Here is a 17,550-nt window from a genome sequence, read left to right as displayed (position 1 = left end):
AATGTCAACTCAGGCTGGTTCGCTGGAACGTTCTTTAATACCGATATCGCGACCTCAGGCTACACTTGCCGTCCTTAGCAGCGCAGTACCTCAGCTGCCTCCGGCAACCATACGTCCAGAATTGCGGCCGGCATCCCCGCAGGTTTTGGCAGCCGCGGCACGGCCTGCAGAGCTGCCTCTGCTTGGCCCGGACACGTCGCTGATGCCTTACCTGCGGCCCAAAGCACTGGAGCAGGAGGCGCTATTCAAGAAGCGCAAACTGCGTAAAGGATCGGTGTGCGGCGACATTGATATTCAGGGTAAGTCAGTCGGGACGGTACCGGGCAGGATCAAGGCTTGCGGGATCAAGGACGCTGTTCAGATCACCTCGGTCTCAGGCGTGACGCTTAGCCGTCCCTCCACGATGGATTGTGGAACGGCAATTGCGCTGAATAAGTGGGTTGAGAAAACGGTCAAACCGACGTTCAAGCGACGCGGGCCGGTGGTTCAATTGCAGGTTGCCGCACACTACGCGTGCCGGACGCGCAACAACCGCAAGGGCGCCCGCATTTCCGAGCATGGAAAAGGCCGCGCGATTGATATCTCGGCCTTCAAGATGGCCGATGGAGAGGTTGTGACCGTCCTGAATGGCTGGCGCAAGAACCCATCGCAAAAACAACTGGTCAAGATCTGGCGCGATGCATGCGGGCCGTTTGGCACCGTATTGGGGCCAAACGCCGACCGATATCACCGGGATCATTTCCATCTGGATACCGCCCGCCATCGTCGCGGGCCATACTGTCGTTAACGCAGGATCAGGCGGGGCGCTGGCCCTAGCGGCAACGGCCCAAGCGCCACGAAACCGTCGCGGAAGTTAAGCTGCAGATCCAGCGCATTTGGGTTTCCACCCAGCCCGGCCATAAAGTTTAGTGCCCGCGTCACAGGATCAACGGCCTGATCGGGCAGGGCGCCTGCGGCATTGGCCATGGCAATCATGTCGCGCCAGTTTTCAGCTTTGACCGCAATTTCGCCCGTTGGGATGCCTTGGTGGTCGATATCAAGCTCGCCTGCCGCAAACAGACGCAAAGCGCCCCATTTCATCTCGGCGAGGTTCAGGTCAATCATTACCGGTTGCGGTCTGCCCTGTTCCAATGCCGTGCGATCCCACGGCTTGTTGAACGTGGCGGTCATGTCCAGTTCGAGCGTCTCAAACGCCTGCGGCAATGTGGTGGCCGACCGCATCAATTCTCGCAGGCCGTCACCCGGGGTGAACCCGTCAATACGGGCACCGATGGCATAGGTCACCGGAATAGAAGTCTGTTCCATGACCAGCGTCAGCGTATCACCTCCGGCCAGGGCTTCGGCACCGTCGGTGATCAGCCATGAACTAGCGGTCAACGCCATTTTTTCCAGTACCAACGCCACACCGGGTTGCAACTGCAGCTCGGCTTGCAGATTGCTGGCTTCGATGGTCGCCGTCTGATCAAAATAGGACAGGCGCTGGGGCGTGTCGGCAAAGCGCAGCACCTGGCGTCCGGGCCAGATCGCAGGACTTTGGAATTCGATCCAATCCGCACTCCACGCGGTGCCGTTGACCGGGTCTGCCAGCGCCGGACTGTTCAGGCGCGTAACGTGGCGCAACGGATACCCCGCTGTTGAAACGTCGGAAAAGTCGGCCTGCCAACCTTGTTCTTGCTGTTTGTCGAACCAGGCGGTGATTGCATTGCGCAATCCGAATCCGGCGACGAACCAATAGGCGCTCCAGATAACCGTTAAGAAAATGACTACTCGTATTAGACCGCGCATGGCAGTTGGCCCTTTTTCCCGCGTTGAATTTGATGTTTATAGGCCCAAACGGGCAAGGACCAGAGCTATGACGATGTGGGTTTTCGGATATGGATCGCTGCTGTGGAATCCGGGCTTTCCGGTGGCCCGAAGCGAACACGCCACGCTGCATGGGTATGCGCGGTCCTTTTGCATGAGTTCGATCCACCACCGCGGGACCGAGGAACATCCGGGTCTGGTGCTGGCGTTGGACGAACAGACCGACGCCAATTGCACAGGCTTGGCGCTTGCGGTCGAAGCTGGCCATGAAGAACGCACCCTTCAAGAGCTGCGCGAACGCGAGCTGATCTCTTCGGCTTATGTCGAGAAAAACCTTGATGTGCATCTGAACACTGGCGAGGTTATCACTGCCGTAACTTATGTGATCGACGCAGAACATGTCCAATACTGTGGTGGCATGCCGTTAGAGGAGCAGGCGCAGATAATTGCACATGCGATTGGCGGGCGCGGACCGAATACGGAATATCTGTATAATACTGCGGAACATCTGGCCGAGATTGACCTGCGCGATCCCGATCTTGAGTGGTTAGCGCAACGGGTGCGCAGCATCACAGCATAAACCCTTGGCGTCACCGGCGGATTTTGGCTAGATTCAGCCAGAGCAGGCAAAAACCGGGAAACACGCGCATGGCGCAGGCACATCAGGGCGCGAGACCCCATTTCTCGCATCCCATCCGTCAGATTGTGATGATGTTGGTCGCAATTGGCCTGGCGGGCTTGGGCGTCTTCATGGCGCTGCCTTATGTGCTGCCGGTGTTTCAGGCCAACCCGTACCTGAACGGCTTTATCATCCTGGTTTTCATAATCGGCGTTTTCGCCTGTTTCTTTCAGGTGACACAGCTGATTGGGTCGGTTCGTTGGATTGAGGCATTTGTTGGTGGCGTTGTCCGCGAAGACGCGCGCACGCCGCAATTGCTGGCTCCTCTGGCCTCACTGCTGCGCGAACGCGGTGCACGATCGCAGATCAGCTCCAGTTCGACCCGGTCGATTCTGGATTCGGTCGCGGAACGCGTCGAGGAAGAGCGTGAGATCACGCGCTATATTACCAATGTTCTGATTTACCTAGGTCTCTTGGGCACGTTTTTTGGACTGGCGACCACCGTCCCAGCCATTGTCGACACGATCCGCAGCCTGAACCCGCAAGAGGGCGAAGAAGGGCTGGCCGTGTTCAACCGCCTGATGGTGGGGCTTGAAGCCCAGCTACAAGGAATGGGCGTGGCATTTGGGTCGTCCCTTTTGGGCCTTGCCGGGTCTCTGATCGTCGGTCTGCTGGAACTGTTCGCAGGTCACGGCCAGAACCGGTTCTACCGCGAGCTTGAAGAATGGTTGTCCTCAATCACTCGCGTTGGCTTTGCTGCCGCAGAAGAAGGCGGGGCCGAGATTGCGGTTCTGACCCCAGTTCTGGACGCGATGTCCGAACAGATGGATGCGCTGCAGGACCTGTTTTCGGGGCAAGAGGCTGATCGTGCGGCCGTGTCGGTCAAACTGGGCCAACTGATCGACGCGATCGGTGAGATGAACGTGCGACAGTCTGAATCCGAAGGGGTGACAGCCGCATTGGAACGTGTGGCCCTTGGGCAAGACGCCCTGCTGGATCACATGCGTGATCAGGGAACGGGGGATGGCATCGACGCCGAAAGCCGGATGCGACTGCGGTCGATGGATGTTCAGCTATTGCGCATCCTCGAAGAAATCTCGGCCGGTCGTCAGGAAAGCATGAGCGAATTGCGCAAGGATATCGAATTGCTTGTCAAAGCCCTGACATTGCCCCGGGGCGCGGTGCGCACTACTCCGGAAGGACAGTAATCCATGGCTCTGTCCCGTCGCACAGGTCAACGTTTTCAGGGCTCGGTTTGGCCGGGTTTTGTTGACGCGATCACCGGGTTGCTGATGGTGCTGACCTTCGTTCTGACCATCTTTATGGTGGTGCAGTTCGTGTTGCGCGAAACCATTTCCGGGCAAGAGGACGAACTGACCGCTCTGTCAGATGAAGTCGCAGCGCTGGCCGGGGCATTGGGATTGGAGGAGCGTGAGAATAGCCGCCTGGAGGCCCGTCTTGGCGCGTTGAACACGACCCTGTCGCAAACCGAGGATACGCTGGCGCGGGCCGAAGTGGACCTAGCGCTGTCGCAGGCGCGTATCACGGATTTTGAGGCGCAGGTCGCCGCACTTCTGACGGATCAGGAGCGGGCCCGCGGCGCAATTGCAACACTGGAATCCCAGCGCGCCAAGTTGCTGGAGGACCAAGAGACGCTGAACCTCGCGCTGGCGCAAAGCCGATCTGAAATCGACGAACAGGCCGAAGCCGCCCGGCTGGCAGCCGCCCAACGCGAGGCGCTGGAGGCGTTGGTTGCGGATCTTGAACAAAGCGACGCGGCGCAATCCACCCGGATCAGTGAACTGGAAGAACAGATCAGCGCGGAAGAGGCCGCCAAGCTGGCCGAAGCTGCCGCTGCCGAGAACCTGCGCAACCGTCTGCAGGATGCAGATGCCGAGTTGACGGCAATGACACTGGCATTGGAAGCGCAGCGCAAAGAAGCGGAGGATACACTGACCCTGCTTGCCGCAGCACAAGCCGCCAGGGCCGAGCTTGAGCGCCAGTTTGGTGCGTTGGATGCGGACGAGTTGCAGGCGCAACTACAAGCCGCCTTGGCTGCGCAGACCGAGGCGCAGGCCGAGGCGCAATCGCAGCGCTCGTTGGCCGAAGAGCGTGCAAACCTATTGGCTGTGGCCCGTGAAGCGATCTCGGCGGAGAAAACGATTTCCGCAAAAGCGCAGCGAGAGACGGCGTTGTTGAATCAACAGATGTCTGCGCTGCGCCAACAACTTGGCGGGTTGCAGGCGTTGTTGGACGACTATGAAGAACGCAACGCCGCTTCGGACATTCGAATTCAGACCCTGGGTCAGGACCTGAATGCAGCTTTGGCCCGTGCGGCCTCGGAAGAACGCCGCCGGCGTCTGCTGGAAGAGGCTGAGCGTGTCCGGCTTGAAGCCGAGGCAGAAGCTCTGTCTGGGCAAAATCAGGAATTGGCGGCGCAGGCAGAAGACCTGCAGCGCTATCGGTCAGAGTTCTTTGGAAGATTGCGCGACGTGCTTGGGGATGAGGAGGGCGTTCGGATCGAAGGCGACCGTTTTGTTTTCTCGTCCGAGGTCCTGTTTGACACGGGTTCGGCCGTTTTGTCACCAGCCGGGCAGCAGGACATCGCCAAAGTGGCCAATATCCTGCGCAGTGTGGCGGCTGAAATTCCCGAAGGCCTGAACTGGGTGATCCGCGTCGATGGTCACACCGATAACGTGCCACTTGCCGGGTCCGGGCGTTATCGCGACAATTGGGAACTTAGTCAGGGCCGCGCCTTGTCCGTGGTGCGCTACATGGTCGATGCGCTGGACATCCCGCCGAGCCGGTTGGCCGCAAACGGTTTTGGTGAGTTCCAGCCCGTAAACCCGGCAGACACCCCGGAGGCCCGGGCGCAAAACCGCCGGATCGAGCTGAAACTCACCGAAAGGTAACCGAGACACTCGTTAAGAACCCGGGTCAGCGACGACCAAACCGAAAGCTGCTATCGGGCTTGCCTGCAAAGCAGCGCGGGATGACTGGGTAACTTTCAGTCAGGAAATAGGCATACGTTCCAGATGGATATTCAGGCGAAATCGTAAAGGCTCCGTTACATTCATCCAGATTTCCAGCGCCTGCTACATAAGCGTAGTCCTCATTGAACGTGCCATCATGCTTTCCGTAGGGCGCGCTTCCTCCGGGCCGGTTGCCGCTTTTCAATCTGTACGACGACTTCATTTGCGTCACTTTCCCATCCACAATGCCGGTCATTGCGTAAATCGGGAAGCCGTCAGCGGCATATCCGATCAGCGGTGAATGTCGGTTGGGTGTATAGTTCAGCAGCTCAATAAAGCCCGTAGGGATGCCGTGGTAATGATATTTTCCATTGGGTTGCACATGGGCATAGTTTTCGTCGAACCCCAAAGTAACCGCGCCCCCAAGCGCATTGTAGGACCAGCCTGAGCCGGGATTGCCTTGCCAGAACTCCGCGGCCAACGGGTCGAACACGACGCCGTTCAGAGACACACCAAAGTTCCATCCCATTTCAAGCGGGGTGGTGGATCGATTGGATTTCGGGTTCGTCGGTACTTTCAAGTTGACGCGTTGCTCGGAAATGCTGTGCGGATTGCCTTGGTTCGGAAAGCGCCCGACAAGGTGATCGGGGATCCCGTTGGCTGAGACGCGTATACTTTTGCGGGTCTCAGAGAATTCAGAGTGGCTGTTGCCCGGATCAACCGTTGCGGCCTGCAGGCGCAACGGTCGTGTTTCCGTTTCGTCATGATCCCGAAATCTATGCTGAGCGGTTGCTATGGCGGCAACGGCGGAAAGGGCGAATGCTACGCTCCAAACGGCGACGGTTTTGGTCATCAAAATCCCCTTTGCAATTCATCAGTGATAATGAAACGCGCAGGTTTGGCTGTTCCGTCGAAAAAGTTTGTGGCCGAAAGGAAATCGCCCGGCTGCTGAACAACCGGGCGATTAGATTCGTTACGCGAATGCGGCGTCTTAATCCGCCGTCAAAAGCGGAGGTTTGTCGCCCGGAATTCTTGGCTGATCGGGGCCAAGGATATCCAGATTCAAATCGCCTTTCTTGACAGACACGCGGACCAAACCACCCTTGGCCAGCTTGCCGAACAGCAACTCCTCGGCCAGTGGTTTCTTGATGTGTTCCTGAATGACGCGACCCAGAGGACGGGCACCCATCTTGTCGTCATACCCTTTTTCCGCCAGCCACGCGGCGGCTTTGGGGGTCAGATCGATGGTCACATTGCGATCCAGCAATTGCGCCTCAAGCTGCAGAACGAACTTCTCGACCACCTGTAGGATGACCTCTTTCGGTAGTGGCGCGAATGAGATCACAGCGTCCAGGCGGTTGCGGAATTCGGGCGTGAACATACGCTCGATTGCGGCCGTATCCTCGCCCTCGCGTCGGTCACGGGCAAAGCCGATGGCGGCCTTGGCCTGTTCTTGTGCACCCGCGTTAGAGGTCATGATCAGCACCACGTTGCGGAAGTTCACCGTACGTCCGTTGTGATCGGTCAACTCACCGTGGTCCATCACCTGCAACAGGATGTTGAACACGTCCGGATGGGCCTTTTCGATCTCATCCAGCAGCAGCACGCAATGCGGATGCTGGTCGACGCCATCGGTTAGTAAACCGCCCTGATCAAAGCCTACATAGCCCGGAGGCGCGCCGATCAGACGGCTGACGGCGTGCTTCTCCATGTACTCGGACATGTCAAAGCGCAGTAGTTCCACACCCAGCGTATCCGCCAGCTGTTTCGCAACTTCGGTTTTGCCCACACCGGTCGGGCCAGCGAACAGATAGTTGCCGATGGGCTTTTCAGGTTCACGCAGACCGGCACGCGCCAGTTTGATCGCACTGGACAGTGCCTCGATTGCGAGATCCTGGCCGAATACAACACGTTTCAACGAGGCCTCGAGGTCTTTCAGCACCTCGGCATCGTCTTTGGTGACGTTCTTAGGTGGGATGCGGGCGATCTTGGCGACGACCGCCTCGATTTCCTTGACCCCGATGGTCTTGCGCCGTTTGCTCTCAGCCACCAGATGCTGCGCCGCACCGGCCTCATCGATTACATCGATGGCCTTGTCGGGCAGTTTGCGGTCGTTAATGTAGCGGGCCGAAAGCTCCACCGCGGTCTTGATCGCATCGGCGGTGTATTTGATCTCGTGATGTTCTTCGAAATAAGGTTTCAGACCGCGCAGAATTTTCACGCTGTCTTCGACTGAAGGCTCGCTTACGTCGATCTTCTGGAACCGGCGGCTCAGCGCGCGGTCTTTTTCAAAATGCTGACGGAATTCCTTGTATGTGGTCGAGCCCATGGTGCGCAGTTTGCCGCCCTGCAGGGCAGGTTTCAGCAAGTTCGACGCATCCATCGCACCGCCCGAGGTGGCACCGGCACCGATCACAGTGTGAATCTCGTCAATGAACAGCACCGCGTCGGGGTGGTCCTCCAACTCGGTCACAACCGCCTTCAGGCGTTCCTCGAAGTCGCCGCGATAGCGGGTACCTGCCAGCAGAGCACCCATGTCGAGAGAATAAATTGTGGTCTCAGACAGCACATCTGGCGCTTCGCCGCCAACAATCTTGCGTGCCAGGCCTTCAGCGATGGCGGTCTTGCCCACGCCCGGATCACCCACCAATAGTGGGTTGTTCTTGCGGCGGCGGCACAGGACCTGAATGCAACGCTCAACCTCATCAGCTCGGCCGATCAGCGGGTCGACATCGCCTGCGCGCGATTTAGCGTTCAGGTCAATGCAGTATTTCCCAAGCGCGCTTTCCTTCTGTTCGCCTTCGGTGACGCCAGGCTGAGCCTCTTCCTCGACCTGATCCGCGCCGGATACCGAGCGGTTTTCGCCGTAGGCAGGGTCTTTGGCCACGCCGTGCGCGATGAAGTTTACCGCGTCATAGCGCGTCATGTCCTGCTCTTGCAGGAAATAGGCCGCATTGCTTTCACGTTCGGCGAAGATGGCGACCAGAACGTTTGCGCCGGTCACTTCGGTCCGGCCCGAACTTTGGACGTGGATCGCCGCGCGTTGTATGACGCGCTGGAAAGCGGCGGTTGGCACGGCCTCGGAACCGTCGATATCCGTGACCAGATTGGACAGGTCTTCGTCAATGAATTCGACCAGAGTGCTGCGCAGTTCTTCCAGATCGACGCTGCAGGCTTTCATGACGCGGATGGCGTCAGGTTCTTCCAGTAACGCCAGAAGCAGATGCTCTAGCGTTGCAAATTCATGACGCCGTTCATTCGCAGCCGCCAAGGCCGCGTGGATGGCTTGTTCTAATGTGCTCGAGAATGAAGGCACGCGGGTGCTCCTCTGTCTTGGGTCGAAAGGGGCAGGCTTCGGCCGGAACCCCATCCCAACCATGTCCTCATACTATTAGAGTTTGGTTGATCGTGGCCCGGCTTCAAGGGTTTTCTTGCTCTTGACAGTCACATTTCACGTGACCGTGGCCGTGAGGAAGGCAATTTGGGTACTAGAAGCTGTCTTTTCTAGTCCGAATTTCAGCAAAAACTTCTGCGGGGTCCGAATTTTGCATACCCAAATGCGCCTGAATCGCCGGGTCAGCGGCCCGCAAGAACGGGTTTGTGGCCTTTTCCAGCGCCATCGTCGAAGGAACCGTGGGTTCTCCGGCAGCGCGCGCGCGGTTGATATCATCAGCGCGTTTTTGCAGCGCAGCATTGGTTGGATCGACGGTTTCCGCGAATTTTGCGTTTGATTGCGTGTATTCGTGGCCTGAGCATACGATTGTCTCATCGGGAAGGGCGGCCAACTTGCTGAGCGAGGCCCACATCTGTGGCGCCGTGCCTTCGAACAAGCGCCCGCACCCCAAAGCCATGAGGCTGTCTGCAGTGAAAACAACTGCGCTGTCCGGCATGTAATAGGCGACATGGCCAACAGTATGGCCGGACACATCCAGCACCCGAATCTGCTCGTTTCCGAATTCAAATGTATCGCCGTCGCTGACCTGCTGATCCAGCGGGGGCAGCCGGTGCGCATCGGCGGCCGCGCCAACAACTTTGGCCGGATGTCTTTCCAAAATGGCAGACAGGCCATCCACATGGTCCCAATGATGATGGGTTAGAAGAACATGGGATAATGTCCAGCCGCGCTTGTCCAACTCGGCCAGAATGGGTCCGGCTTCGGGCGCGTCGACCAGTGCGGTATTGCCGCTTGCGGCGTCATGCGCCAGAAATGCGTAATTGTCGCTGAGACATGGGATGGTAACGACCTCAAGAGGCATGGCCTTTTGCCCTTTCGTTGCTAGACTGCGCCCAGCTAAGCCGATTGACCGGGTGTCTGCAATGCATCTTGATGTGCAGGATTTGAGGAACTTCTACTATCGCAGCACTCTGGGTCGTGCCGCGCAAGCGGCGATCCGTGGGCGACTGATCGAGCAATGGCCCGAGGCCAAGGGGCAAACGGTTGCAGGATTCGGCTTCGCGGTTCCATTGCTGCGTCCTTATCTTGCGGACGCCCGCCGCGTGATCGGTTTGATGCCAGGCCCGCAAGGCGTCATGCCCTGGCCCGCCGGAATGCCCAATGTGTCGGTTCTGACCGAAGAAACCCTGTGGCCGATTGAAACAGGTCATGTCGACAAGCTGATTGTGATGCACGGGCTTGAAACCTCGCAGCGGCCCAGCCAATTGCTAAATGAGTGCTGGCGCGTGTTGGGGCCAGGGGGGCGCGCATTCTTTGTTGTGCCCAACCGGGCTGGTTTGTGGTCTCGGACAGATAAGACCCCGTTTGGCTTTGGCCGACCGTACACAGCCTCGCAGCTGGAAAGTCAGCTCAAGGCGCATCACTTCATCCCGGAAAGCCATTGCTCGGCTCTGTATCTGCCGCCGTCATTCCGCCGTTTCTGGCTGAAGTCGGCGAGCCTGATCGAAAAGACTGGCCAAAGGCTGCCAACAGTCATGGCAGGCGGAGTGCTTATGGTTGAGGTGACAAAACACATCCGACCGCCCAGCGGCAGTGTTGCAAAGGATGCCGAACGTCGTCCGATAAAGGCGCTTGATGGCCTTCTGAAACCAGCCTGAGCAGCCCAGTCATTTCCCCTCTTCAATTCGCAAAAATTGAGGGAAAAAGGACACAGGAATCGCAAAAACCTACACTTTCGTAACATTTTTCGTCTGTTTCAGCCGGATAAAAGGGTCGCACCCTCCTTAAGTAATTGAAATTGAACATTTTGTGGATAAACCTGTTGCCGTGATAATATATTGCTAGCTGGGTTCGGCTCTGCTACATCCCCGGTGATTTTGATCCCCGACCGTCTGGCCGGGGTTTCTTCACGCCCCCGGGGTAGCTGCCGCAACGCGAATTCGGGGCCCAAAATATCGGAAGGGTGGACGTGTCCGAACCAGCTTCGATTTCCACAGGCATTGCCAAGCGCTATGCCACCGCGATCTTTGAGATCGCCAAAGAGAATAATGACCTCGCAGGTCTGGAAACCGGAATCAATGATCTGGCAGCAGCATTGGGCGAAAGCGCCGAACTGCGCGACCTGATCGCATCGCCTCTGGTTTCGCGTGCCGAACAAGAAGGCGCCATTACCGCAATCGCTGACAAAATGGGTCTGCACGCCATCATGCGTAACACGCTGGCTCTGATGGCTCAGAAGCGCCGTCTGTTCGTAGTTCCCGAGTTGGTGCAGGTTCTGCGCGACATGCTGGCGGACGAACGTGGCGAAGTGACCGCCGATGTCGCGTCGGCCAAGGCGCTGACCAAGACACAACTGGAAAAACTGTCCAAGACGCTGTCCGAGCGTGTGGGCAAGACCGTGACAATAAATGCGACCGTTGATGAAAGCCTCATTGGCGGTCTTGTCGTTAAAGTGGGCTCGAAGATGATCGATAGCTCGATCCGTTCGAAGCTCAACTCCCTACAGAATGCAATGAAAGAGGTCGGATAAATGGGAATCCAAGCTGCAGAGATTTCTGCAATCCTGAAGGACCAGATCAAGAATTTTGGTCAGGAAGCCGAAGTGGCCGAAATCGGTCGCGTGCTGAGCGTCGGTGACGGGATTGCCCGCGTATACGGTCTGGACAATGTGCAAGCGGGTGAGATGGTCGAATTCCCCGGTGGCATCATGGGCATGGCGCTGAACCTGGAAAGCGACAACGTTGGTGTTGTTATCTTCGGTTCCGACCGTGACATCAAAGAAGGTGACATCGTCAAGCGCACCAACTCGATCGTGGACGTTCCGATTGGTAACGGTCTGCTGGGTCGTGTTGTTGACGGTCTGGGCAACCCGCTGGACGGCAAAGGCCCCATCGAATCCACCGAGCGTGGCGTTGCTGACGTCAAAGCACCTGGCATCATCCCGCGTAAATCGGTTCATGAACCGATGGCAACCGGCCTGAAATCGGTTGACGCGATGATCCCGATTGGTCGTGGCCAGCGTGAGCTGATCATTGGTGACCGTCAGACCGGTAAAACTGCCGTTGCTCTGGACGCCATCCTGAACCAGAAAACCTACAACGATGCAGCAGGCGACGACGAGTCGAAGAAGCTGTACTGCGTTTACGTTGCGATCGGCCAAAAGCGTTCGACCGTTGCGCAGCTGGTGAAGAAACTGGAAGAGTCCGGCGCGATTGACTACTCGATCGTTGTGGCCGCAACCGCGTCCGACCCGGCGCCGATGCAGTTCCTGGCACCCTATGCCGCAACCGCAATGGCCGAATTCTTCCGCGACAATGGCCGCCACGCACTGATCATCTATGATGACCTGTCGAAACAGGCTGTGTCTTATCGTCAGATGTCGCTGCTGCTGCGTCGTCCGCCCGGACGTGAAGCCTATCCTGGCGACGTTTTCTATCTCCACTCCCGCCTGCTGGAGCGTTCGGCGAAGCTGAACGAAGACTTCGGTGCTGGTTCGCTGACTGCTCTGCCGGTTATCGAAACGCAAGGTGGTGACGTTTCGGCGTTTATTCCGACCAACGTGATCTCGATCACCGACGGCCAGATCTTCCTGGAAACCGAACTGTTTTATCAGGGCATCCGTCCTGCTGTGAACACCGGTCTGTCGGTTTCGCGTGTGGGCTCTTCGGCTCAGACCAACTCGATGAAGTCGGTTGCCGGTCCGGTTAAGCTGGAACTGGCTCAGTACCGCGAAATGGCTGCGTTTGCGCAGTTTGGTTCCGACCTTGACGCCGCGACCCAGCAGCTGCTGAACCGTGGTGCGCGTCTGACCGAGCTGATGAAGCAGCCGCAGTACTCGCCGCTGACCAACGCTGAAATCGTCTGTGTCATCTTCGCCGGCACCAACGGTTACCTCGACAAGATCGACGTTTCCGATGTTGGCCGTTACGAAGCTGGCCTGCTGGCGCACCTGCGCGGCAAGCACGCCGACCTGCTTCAGTGGATCACCGACGAAGATCCCAAGATCAAGGGCGACGCTTCCGACAAGATCAAGGCTGCGCTGGACGAATACGCCGCAACCTTCGCTTAAGGGAGAGGCGGGCACATGCCAAATCTTAAGGATCTTAAAAACAGGATCGAGTCGGTCAAATCGACCCGCAAGATCACCAAGGCCATGCAGATGGTCGCGGCTGCAAAACTGCGCCGCGCCCAGGAATCTGCCGAAGCCTCGCGTCCCTATGCTGAACGGTTCAATGCCGTGATGGCGGGGCTGGCGGCATCGGTCGGGGGCAGCGACAGCGCCCCCAAGCTGCTCCGTGGTACGGGCAGTGATGATGTCCACCTGCTGGTTGTCATGACAGCTGAACGCGGCCTGTGTGGCGGCTTCAACTCGAGCATCGCCAAGCTGGCCCGTGTCAAAGCGGAAGAGCTGCGCCTGAAAGGCAAGACGGTCAAGGTTTTGACTGTCGGCAAAAAAGGCCGCGACGCGCTCAAGCGTGACCTTGGCGATCTGTTCGTTGGACATATCGACCTGAGCGAAGTCAAGCGTCTGGGTTACACCAACGCGCAAGACATCGCCAAGGGCATCCTGTCCCGTTTCGATGGGGGTGAGTTCGATGTTGCCACGATCTTCTACTCGAAGTTCGTCAACGTTGTGACCCAGATCCCGACGGCACAACAGGTCATCCCAGCCTCGTTTGAGGATACCGAGGGCGACGACAGTGGTGCCGTGTTCGACTACGAGCCCAGCGAAGAGGCCATTCTGGCCGACCTGCTACCAAAGGGGGTTGCGACTGCAATCTTCTCGGCTCTGCTCGAAAACGGAGCCTCGGAACAGGGTGCACGTATGTCCGCGATGGACAACGCAACACGCAACGCGGGTGAGATGATCGACAAGCTGACGATCCAGTTCAACCGTTCGCGTCAGGCCGTGATCACCAACGAGCTGATTGAAATTATTTCCGGCGCTGAGGCGCTGTAGAGACAAACCGGAGACGAAACATGGCGAATGCAAAAGGCAAAGTCACACAGATCATCGGGGCCGTCGTCGACGTGCACTTCGAAGATCAGCTGCCAGAAATTCTGAACGCGCTGGATACAACCAACAACGGCAAAAAGCTGGTTCTGGAGGTTGCACAGCATCTGGGCGAAAACACTGTCCGCACCATTGCGATGGACGCAACCGAAGGTCTGGTTCGCGGCGAAGCTGTAACTGACACTGGCGCACCGATCGCGGTTCCGGTCGGCAACGCAACACTGGGACGAATCCTGAACGTTGTGGGCGAACCTATCGACGAAAAAGGCCCCGTTGAAACCAAAGAAACGCGCGCCATTCACCAGCCTGCGCCAGACTTTTCGGATCAGGCAACGGAATCCGAAGTTCTGGTTACCGGCATCAAGGTTGTTGACCTGCTGGCCCCTTACGCCAAAGGCGGTAAGATCGGTCTGTTCGGCGGAGCCGGCGTTGGTAAAACAGTTCTGATCATGGAGCTGATCAACAACATCGCCAAAGTGCACTCGGGCGTGTCCGTGTTCGCGGGTGTTGGTGAACGGACCCGTGAAGGCAACGACCTGTATCACGAGATGATCGAATCCGGTGTTATCGTTCCCGAAAAGCTGGAAGATTCGAAAATCGCGCTGGTGTACGGCCAGATGAACGAGCCTCCGGGTGCACGTATGCGGATCGCTCTGTCGGGCCTGACCCTTGCGGAACAATTCCGTGACGCAACCGGTACCGATGTTTTGTTCTTTGTCGACAACATCTTCCGCTTCACACAGGCAGGTTCCGAAGTGTCCGCCCTGTTGGGCCGTATCCCTTCGGCGGTGGGCTATCAGCCGACACTGGCGACCGACATGGGCGCGATGCAGGAACGGATCACCTCGACCAAGTCGGGCTCGATCACCTCTGTGCAAGCCGTCTACGTCCCTGCGGATGACCTTACCGACCCCGCGCCTGCGACGTCGTTCGCGCACCTCGATGCGACCACCGTTCTGAACCGTGCGATCTCGGAAAAGGGTATTTACCCTGCTGTTGACCCGCTCGATTCGACCTCGCGTCTGCTTGATCCGGCAATCGTCGGTGAAGAGCACTATACCGTTGCGACCGACGTTCAGCAGATCCTCCAGCGCTACAAGTCGCTGCAGGACATCATCGCCATCCTCGGCATGGACGAACTGTCGGAAGAGGACAAACTGACCGTGGCCCGTGCCCGTAAGATCGAACGCTTCATGTCGCAGCCGTTCGACGTGGCACAGGTCTTCACCGGCTCGCCCGGCGTTCAGGTTCCTCTGGATGTCACCATCGCGTCGTTCAAGGCCGTTGTGGCCGGCGAATACGATCACCTGCCCGAGGCAGCCTTCCTGATGGTTGGCGGCATCGACGACGTGATCGCCAAAGCGGAGAAGATGGCCGCAGAAGCCGCCTAAGGAGCAAACCTGATGGCAAACACGATGCAATTCGACCTCGTCAGCCCCGAGCGGAGCCTTGCTTCGCTCAGCGCGACCGCGGTCCAGCTTCCCGGCGCGGACGGGGACATGACGGCGATGCCTGATCATGCCCCCACCATCACGACGCTGCGCCCGGGCATCCTGAAGGTCGAGGCACCCGAAGGGTCCAGTGAATATCTGGTCACCGGCGGGTTTGCTCAGATCAATGGCGATGGCCTGTCGGTTCTGGCCGAAAAGGCCATTCCGGTCGCCGAAGTGACACGGTCGCATCTGGACGATCTGGTCGCCGAGGCGCGTGCTTCGCACGAAGCAGCCAAGGCAGGCGATGATCAGACAATTGTCGATGACGCTGCCAAACTGCTGGCCGACATGGAAGCCCTTGGAACGCATATGAGCCTGTAAGGCTCATCGTATTCCGACAGTTAGAAACGGCCCCGTAAAAACGGGGCCGTTTTTTTATCGTGATTTTATCAATGCGACGGGTTAAGGTCCGGAATTACATAGATAAAGACAAATCAATGAAGACGTTTCGAACCCATCCAATTGGTATTGACCAAGGCGAGGCAGTTATTTTTTCCGAATTCGCCGATGGTGGCGAGATGTGGACGGGGGAAGGACCGCGCCAGCGGCGGTCGAGCGTTATGTTCAGCCAACCGTTCCGATCAAATCCGGTGGTTCAGATCGGTGTCTCTTTGTGGGATGTGGATACATCTTCCGCTCTGCGCGCCGAAGTTACGGCCGAAGACATCACGCCAGAGGGCTTTAGCGCCGTTTTCCGCACATGGTCGGATACACGGATCGCCCGGATACGGGTCACATGGACCGCCATCGGAGAGGTGGCCCATGACGATGATTGGAATATCTCTTAACGCATCCGGGGGCTAAGGTCTGGCAATACCTTTGTTATTTTTGCTCATAGTTACTGCAGCGCAGAATTGAAATATTCCAAGAACTGAATGGGAAATCCTGTGAAGCGGACGGTCGAATAAGTCGCCAAAGCACCGATTAGAAAGTACACCGGCACTCGAACCAGGGCATATCTGCGCAGAAGAACGCCAACTAACCCAATGAAGATCGAGGCAACAAGCAATAAAACCGATGTATGAAAAGCAATCCGAAAGAACTGATACGCGGCCTCGGTTGCAATTTTTGTAGCTCCGGCTCCTAGAATTAAGCTTGTGCATGCACAAACGCCGAATATCAGGCCTAAAACAGAACTAAGCGTCCGCGCCCTTTTGGACGCCGTGCGGTTCTGACCCGGGCCTGTTTCTGACCCGTCGGAGATTGGTTCGTTCCCCTGTTTATTGGCCGCAGTGAAGCCTCGGTACATCAGGACAACGCCAACCACCAGCGCCACAGCGCCCGCAACACCCAACCCGGCTGCTGCACCGATCCCGTAGCTCTGCTTTATCGCTTCGTAGTTTTCGTTCGCCTGTCTTACCGCATGTTGTCCGGTGCTTAAAAACCCAGCGCCAATCAATACCTTTCCGTAATTTGGTCGGGATAACGGGGTTTTGGCAGCCCTTTGTGCAAGAGCAGAATTCGGCTGTGGGCTTTTGGCGTTGATGCGTTGAATTCGATCTTGAAAATTGGTGTTTGACATATGGTATCTTCTTTCAGCTTCGAAATCACTTCATCGTGCCGACGGAATGTGGTGACAATTGGTCGGGAGGCAGCTTCTGAGTTTTCCCAAACAGGCGCAACGTTGAAACTCGTTGTAACTGGGTGTGCGACAAGGACGGGCGGCTAGGCTGAACCACCCACCCGGTTCATAGGGGGGCAGGCGCTACATGTTTGCATCCGTGTCGTGGACACGCGGTGATGCACTTAGTTTCACTTTGAATGGCCTTTGGAACGGAGCCCTAACCGTCTTTTTCTTCGATCATGTCCACACGGGTTGCGTGACGCCCGCCTTCGAACTCGGCCTCCAGAAACGCATCTACGATATCCAGGGCCTGACCTTCACCCACGACACGTGCGCCAATCGACAGCATGTTGGCGTTGTTGTGCGCGCGGATCATGCGGGCCGAGAAGGCGTCAGAACACACGCCACAGCGAATGCCCGGAACCTTGTTGGCCGCCATCATGATCCCCTGACCTGTACCACACAGGACGATCCCAAGGTGGCAATCGCCCGAGGCAACGGCCTGAGCCGCAGCTTTTCCGTGGACGGGATAGTGTGTGCTTTCAGGCGTCTTGGGACCGATATCGAAGACCTCCCAGCCTTGCGCTGCGATGTGGTCGGCGACCGCTTGGCGCAGCTCGATAGCCGCGTGGTCGCTGGAAAGAACAATGCGTTTTGAGGCTGTCACGGGTACGTCCTGTCTTGCTGTGTT

17 protein-coding genes are annotated in these 17,550 nt (G+C 57.6%); 11 read left to right on the top strand and 6 right to left on the bottom strand.

Annotation, left to right across the window (positions count from 1 at the left end; genetic code table 11):
• Window positions 1-145: 145 nt before the first annotated feature.
• A complete protein-coding gene (locus tag AC2FLA_RS04730; RefSeq protein ID WP_496720872.1) occupies window positions 146-787 on the top strand; it encodes an extensin-like domain-containing protein in 642 nt (213 codons plus the stop codon).
• On the opposite strand, the gene AC2FLA_RS04725 is transcribed toward AC2FLA_RS04730, so the two are convergent.
• Complete coding sequence (locus AC2FLA_RS04725; protein WP_496720870.1) at window positions 784-1,785, bottom strand: DUF2125 domain-containing protein; 1,002 nt, start codon at window positions 1,783-1,785, stop codon at window positions 784-786. The two genes, AC2FLA_RS04730 and AC2FLA_RS04725, sit on opposite strands and share 4 nt — an antisense overlap.
• A 67-nt stretch (window positions 1,786-1,852) precedes the next feature.
• Here AC2FLA_RS04725 and AC2FLA_RS04720 point away from each other — a divergent pair, with 67 nt between their 5' ends.
• The 3 genes from AC2FLA_RS04720 to AC2FLA_RS04710 all read left to right on the top strand — a co-directional run bounded on the left by AC2FLA_RS04720 (window position 1,853) and on the right by AC2FLA_RS04710 (window position 5,334).
• Window positions 1,853-2,383, top strand: coding sequence for a gamma-glutamylcyclotransferase (locus tag AC2FLA_RS04720; RefSeq protein WP_496720868.1), 531 nt, complete (start codon window positions 1,853-1,855; stop codon window positions 2,381-2,383).
• Window positions 2,384-2,451: 68 nt separating this feature from the next.
• Window positions 2,452-3,630: a biopolymer transporter ExbB gene (locus AC2FLA_RS04715; RefSeq protein ID WP_496720866.1), complete on the top strand. Its 1,179-nt coding sequence runs from the start codon at window positions 2,452-2,454 to the stop codon at window positions 3,628-3,630.
• Window positions 3,631-3,633: 3 nt separating this feature from the next.
• Window positions 3,634-5,334 (top strand): peptidoglycan -binding protein, encoded by a 1,701-nt coding sequence (locus tag AC2FLA_RS04710; RefSeq protein WP_496720864.1) that lies wholly within the window; start codon window positions 3,634-3,636, stop codon window positions 5,332-5,334.
• A 25-nt stretch (window positions 5,335-5,359) separates the two neighbouring features.
• On the opposite strand, the gene AC2FLA_RS04705 is transcribed toward AC2FLA_RS04710, so the two are convergent.
• The 3 genes from AC2FLA_RS04705 to gloB all read right to left on the bottom strand — a co-directional run bounded on the left by AC2FLA_RS04705 (window position 5,360) and on the right by gloB (window position 9,650).
• Window positions 5,360-6,247: a YHYH protein gene (locus tag AC2FLA_RS04705; RefSeq protein WP_496720862.1), complete on the bottom strand. Its 888-nt coding sequence runs from the start codon at window positions 6,245-6,247 to the stop codon at window positions 5,360-5,362.
• A gap of 138 nt (window positions 6,248-6,385) precedes the next feature.
• Window positions 6,386-8,710 (bottom strand): ATP-dependent Clp protease ATP-binding subunit ClpA, encoded by a 2,325-nt coding sequence (clpA, locus tag AC2FLA_RS04700; RefSeq protein WP_282151795.1) that lies wholly within the window; start codon window positions 8,708-8,710, stop codon window positions 6,386-6,388.
• A 172-nt stretch (window positions 8,711-8,882) separates the two neighbouring features.
• On the bottom strand, window positions 8,883-9,650 hold the full coding sequence (gene gloB, locus AC2FLA_RS04695) for a hydroxyacylglutathione hydrolase (protein WP_496720859.1): 768 nt from the start codon (window positions 9,648-9,650) through the stop codon (window positions 8,883-8,885).
• A gap of 61 nt (window positions 9,651-9,711) precedes the next feature.
• On the opposite strand from gloB, the gene AC2FLA_RS04690 reads away from it, so the two are divergent.
• The 7 genes from AC2FLA_RS04690 to AC2FLA_RS04660 all read left to right on the top strand — a co-directional run bounded on the left by AC2FLA_RS04690 (window position 9,712) and on the right by AC2FLA_RS04660 (window position 16,083).
• Window positions 9,712-10,446 carry a class I SAM-dependent methyltransferase gene (locus tag AC2FLA_RS04690; protein ID WP_109313357.1) on the top strand — a complete coding sequence of 245 codons (735 nt, stop codon included), beginning with the start codon at window positions 9,712-9,714 and terminating at the stop codon, window positions 10,444-10,446.
• Window positions 10,447-10,757: 311 nt separating this feature from the next.
• On the top strand, window positions 10,758-11,318 hold the full coding sequence (locus AC2FLA_RS04685; protein WP_058276054.1) for a F0F1 ATP synthase subunit delta: 561 nt from the start codon (window positions 10,758-10,760) through the stop codon (window positions 11,316-11,318).
• Window positions 11,319-12,857: a F0F1 ATP synthase subunit alpha gene (atpA, locus tag AC2FLA_RS04680; RefSeq protein ID WP_058275507.1), complete on the top strand. Its 1,539-nt coding sequence runs from the start codon at window positions 11,319-11,321 to the stop codon at window positions 12,855-12,857. It abuts the gene before it with no gap.
• Window positions 12,858-12,872: 15 nt separating this feature from the next.
• Window positions 12,873-13,748 carry a F0F1 ATP synthase subunit gamma gene (locus tag AC2FLA_RS04675; protein WP_058276006.1) on the top strand — a complete coding sequence of 292 codons (876 nt, stop codon included), beginning with the start codon at window positions 12,873-12,875 and terminating at the stop codon, window positions 13,746-13,748.
• A 20-nt stretch (window positions 13,749-13,768) separates the two neighbouring features.
• Window positions 13,769-15,193 carry a F0F1 ATP synthase subunit beta gene (atpD, locus tag AC2FLA_RS04670; RefSeq protein ID WP_058275509.1) on the top strand — a complete coding sequence of 475 codons (1,425 nt, stop codon included), beginning with the start codon at window positions 13,769-13,771 and terminating at the stop codon, window positions 15,191-15,193.
• 12 nt (window positions 15,194-15,205) lie between these two features.
• Window positions 15,206-15,616, top strand: a complete 411-nt coding sequence (locus AC2FLA_RS04665; RefSeq protein WP_058276005.1) for a F0F1 ATP synthase subunit epsilon — start codon at window positions 15,206-15,208, stop codon at window positions 15,614-15,616.
• 116 nt (window positions 15,617-15,732) lie between these two features.
• Window positions 15,733-16,083 (top strand): H-type lectin domain-containing protein, encoded by a 351-nt coding sequence (locus AC2FLA_RS04660; protein ID WP_496720857.1) that lies wholly within the window; start codon window positions 15,733-15,735, stop codon window positions 16,081-16,083.
• A gap of 50 nt (window positions 16,084-16,133) precedes the next feature.
• Here AC2FLA_RS04660 and AC2FLA_RS04655 read toward each other — a convergent pair whose 3' ends face one another.
• Window positions 16,134-16,817: a hypothetical protein gene (locus AC2FLA_RS04655; RefSeq protein ID WP_496720855.1), complete on the bottom strand. Its 684-nt coding sequence runs from the start codon at window positions 16,815-16,817 to the stop codon at window positions 16,134-16,136.
• A gap of 259 nt (window positions 16,818-17,076) precedes the next feature.
• Complete coding sequence (gene rpiB / locus AC2FLA_RS04650) at window positions 17,077-17,526, bottom strand: ribose 5-phosphate isomerase B (RefSeq protein ID WP_496720853.1); 450 nt, start codon at window positions 17,524-17,526, stop codon at window positions 17,077-17,079.
• Window positions 17,527-17,550: the final 24 nt, after the last annotated feature.

It is taken from the genome of Ruegeria sp. CDSA033 (assembly GCF_059612305.1).
Note: the sequence above shows the minus strand (reverse complement) of the source record. Positions and strands in the feature narration are given on the sequence as shown.

Excerpts from the sequence above, each read along its gene's own strand:
- AC2FLA_RS04725 (WP_496720870.1), bottom strand. The coding sequence starts at position 1,785 with ATGCGCGGTCTAATACGAGTAGTCATTTTCTTAACGGTTATCTGGAGC.
- AC2FLA_RS04720 (WP_496720868.1), top strand. The coding sequence starts at position 1,853 with ATGACGATGTGGGTTTTCGGATATGGATCGCTGCTGTGGAATCCGGGC.
- AC2FLA_RS04715 (WP_496720866.1), top strand. The coding sequence starts at position 2,452 with ATGGCGCAGGCACATCAGGGCGCGAGACCCCATTTCTCGCATCCCATC.
- AC2FLA_RS04710 (WP_496720864.1), top strand. The coding sequence starts at position 3,634 with ATGGCTCTGTCCCGTCGCACAGGTCAACGTTTTCAGGGCTCGGTTTGG.
- AC2FLA_RS04705 (WP_496720862.1), bottom strand. The coding sequence starts at position 6,247 with ATGACCAAAACCGTCGCCGTTTGGAGCGTAGCATTCGCCCTTTCCGCC.
- gloB (WP_496720859.1), bottom strand. The coding sequence starts at position 9,650 with ATGCCTCTTGAGGTCGTTACCATCCCATGTCTCAGCGACAATTACGCA.
- AC2FLA_RS04690 (WP_109313357.1), top strand. The coding sequence starts at position 9,712 with ATGCATCTTGATGTGCAGGATTTGAGGAACTTCTACTATCGCAGCACT.
- atpA (WP_058275507.1), top strand. The coding sequence starts at position 11,319 with ATGGGAATCCAAGCTGCAGAGATTTCTGCAATCCTGAAGGACCAGATC.
- AC2FLA_RS04675 (WP_058276006.1), top strand. The coding sequence starts at position 12,873 with ATGCCAAATCTTAAGGATCTTAAAAACAGGATCGAGTCGGTCAAATCG.
- atpD (WP_058275509.1), top strand. The coding sequence starts at position 13,769 with ATGGCGAATGCAAAAGGCAAAGTCACACAGATCATCGGGGCCGTCGTC.
- AC2FLA_RS04665 (WP_058276005.1), top strand. The coding sequence starts at position 15,206 with ATGGCAAACACGATGCAATTCGACCTCGTCAGCCCCGAGCGGAGCCTT.
- AC2FLA_RS04660 (WP_496720857.1), top strand. The coding sequence starts at position 15,733 with ATGAAGACGTTTCGAACCCATCCAATTGGTATTGACCAAGGCGAGGCA.
- AC2FLA_RS04655 (WP_496720855.1), bottom strand. The coding sequence starts at position 16,817 with ATGTCAAACACCAATTTTCAAGATCGAATTCAACGCATCAACGCCAAA.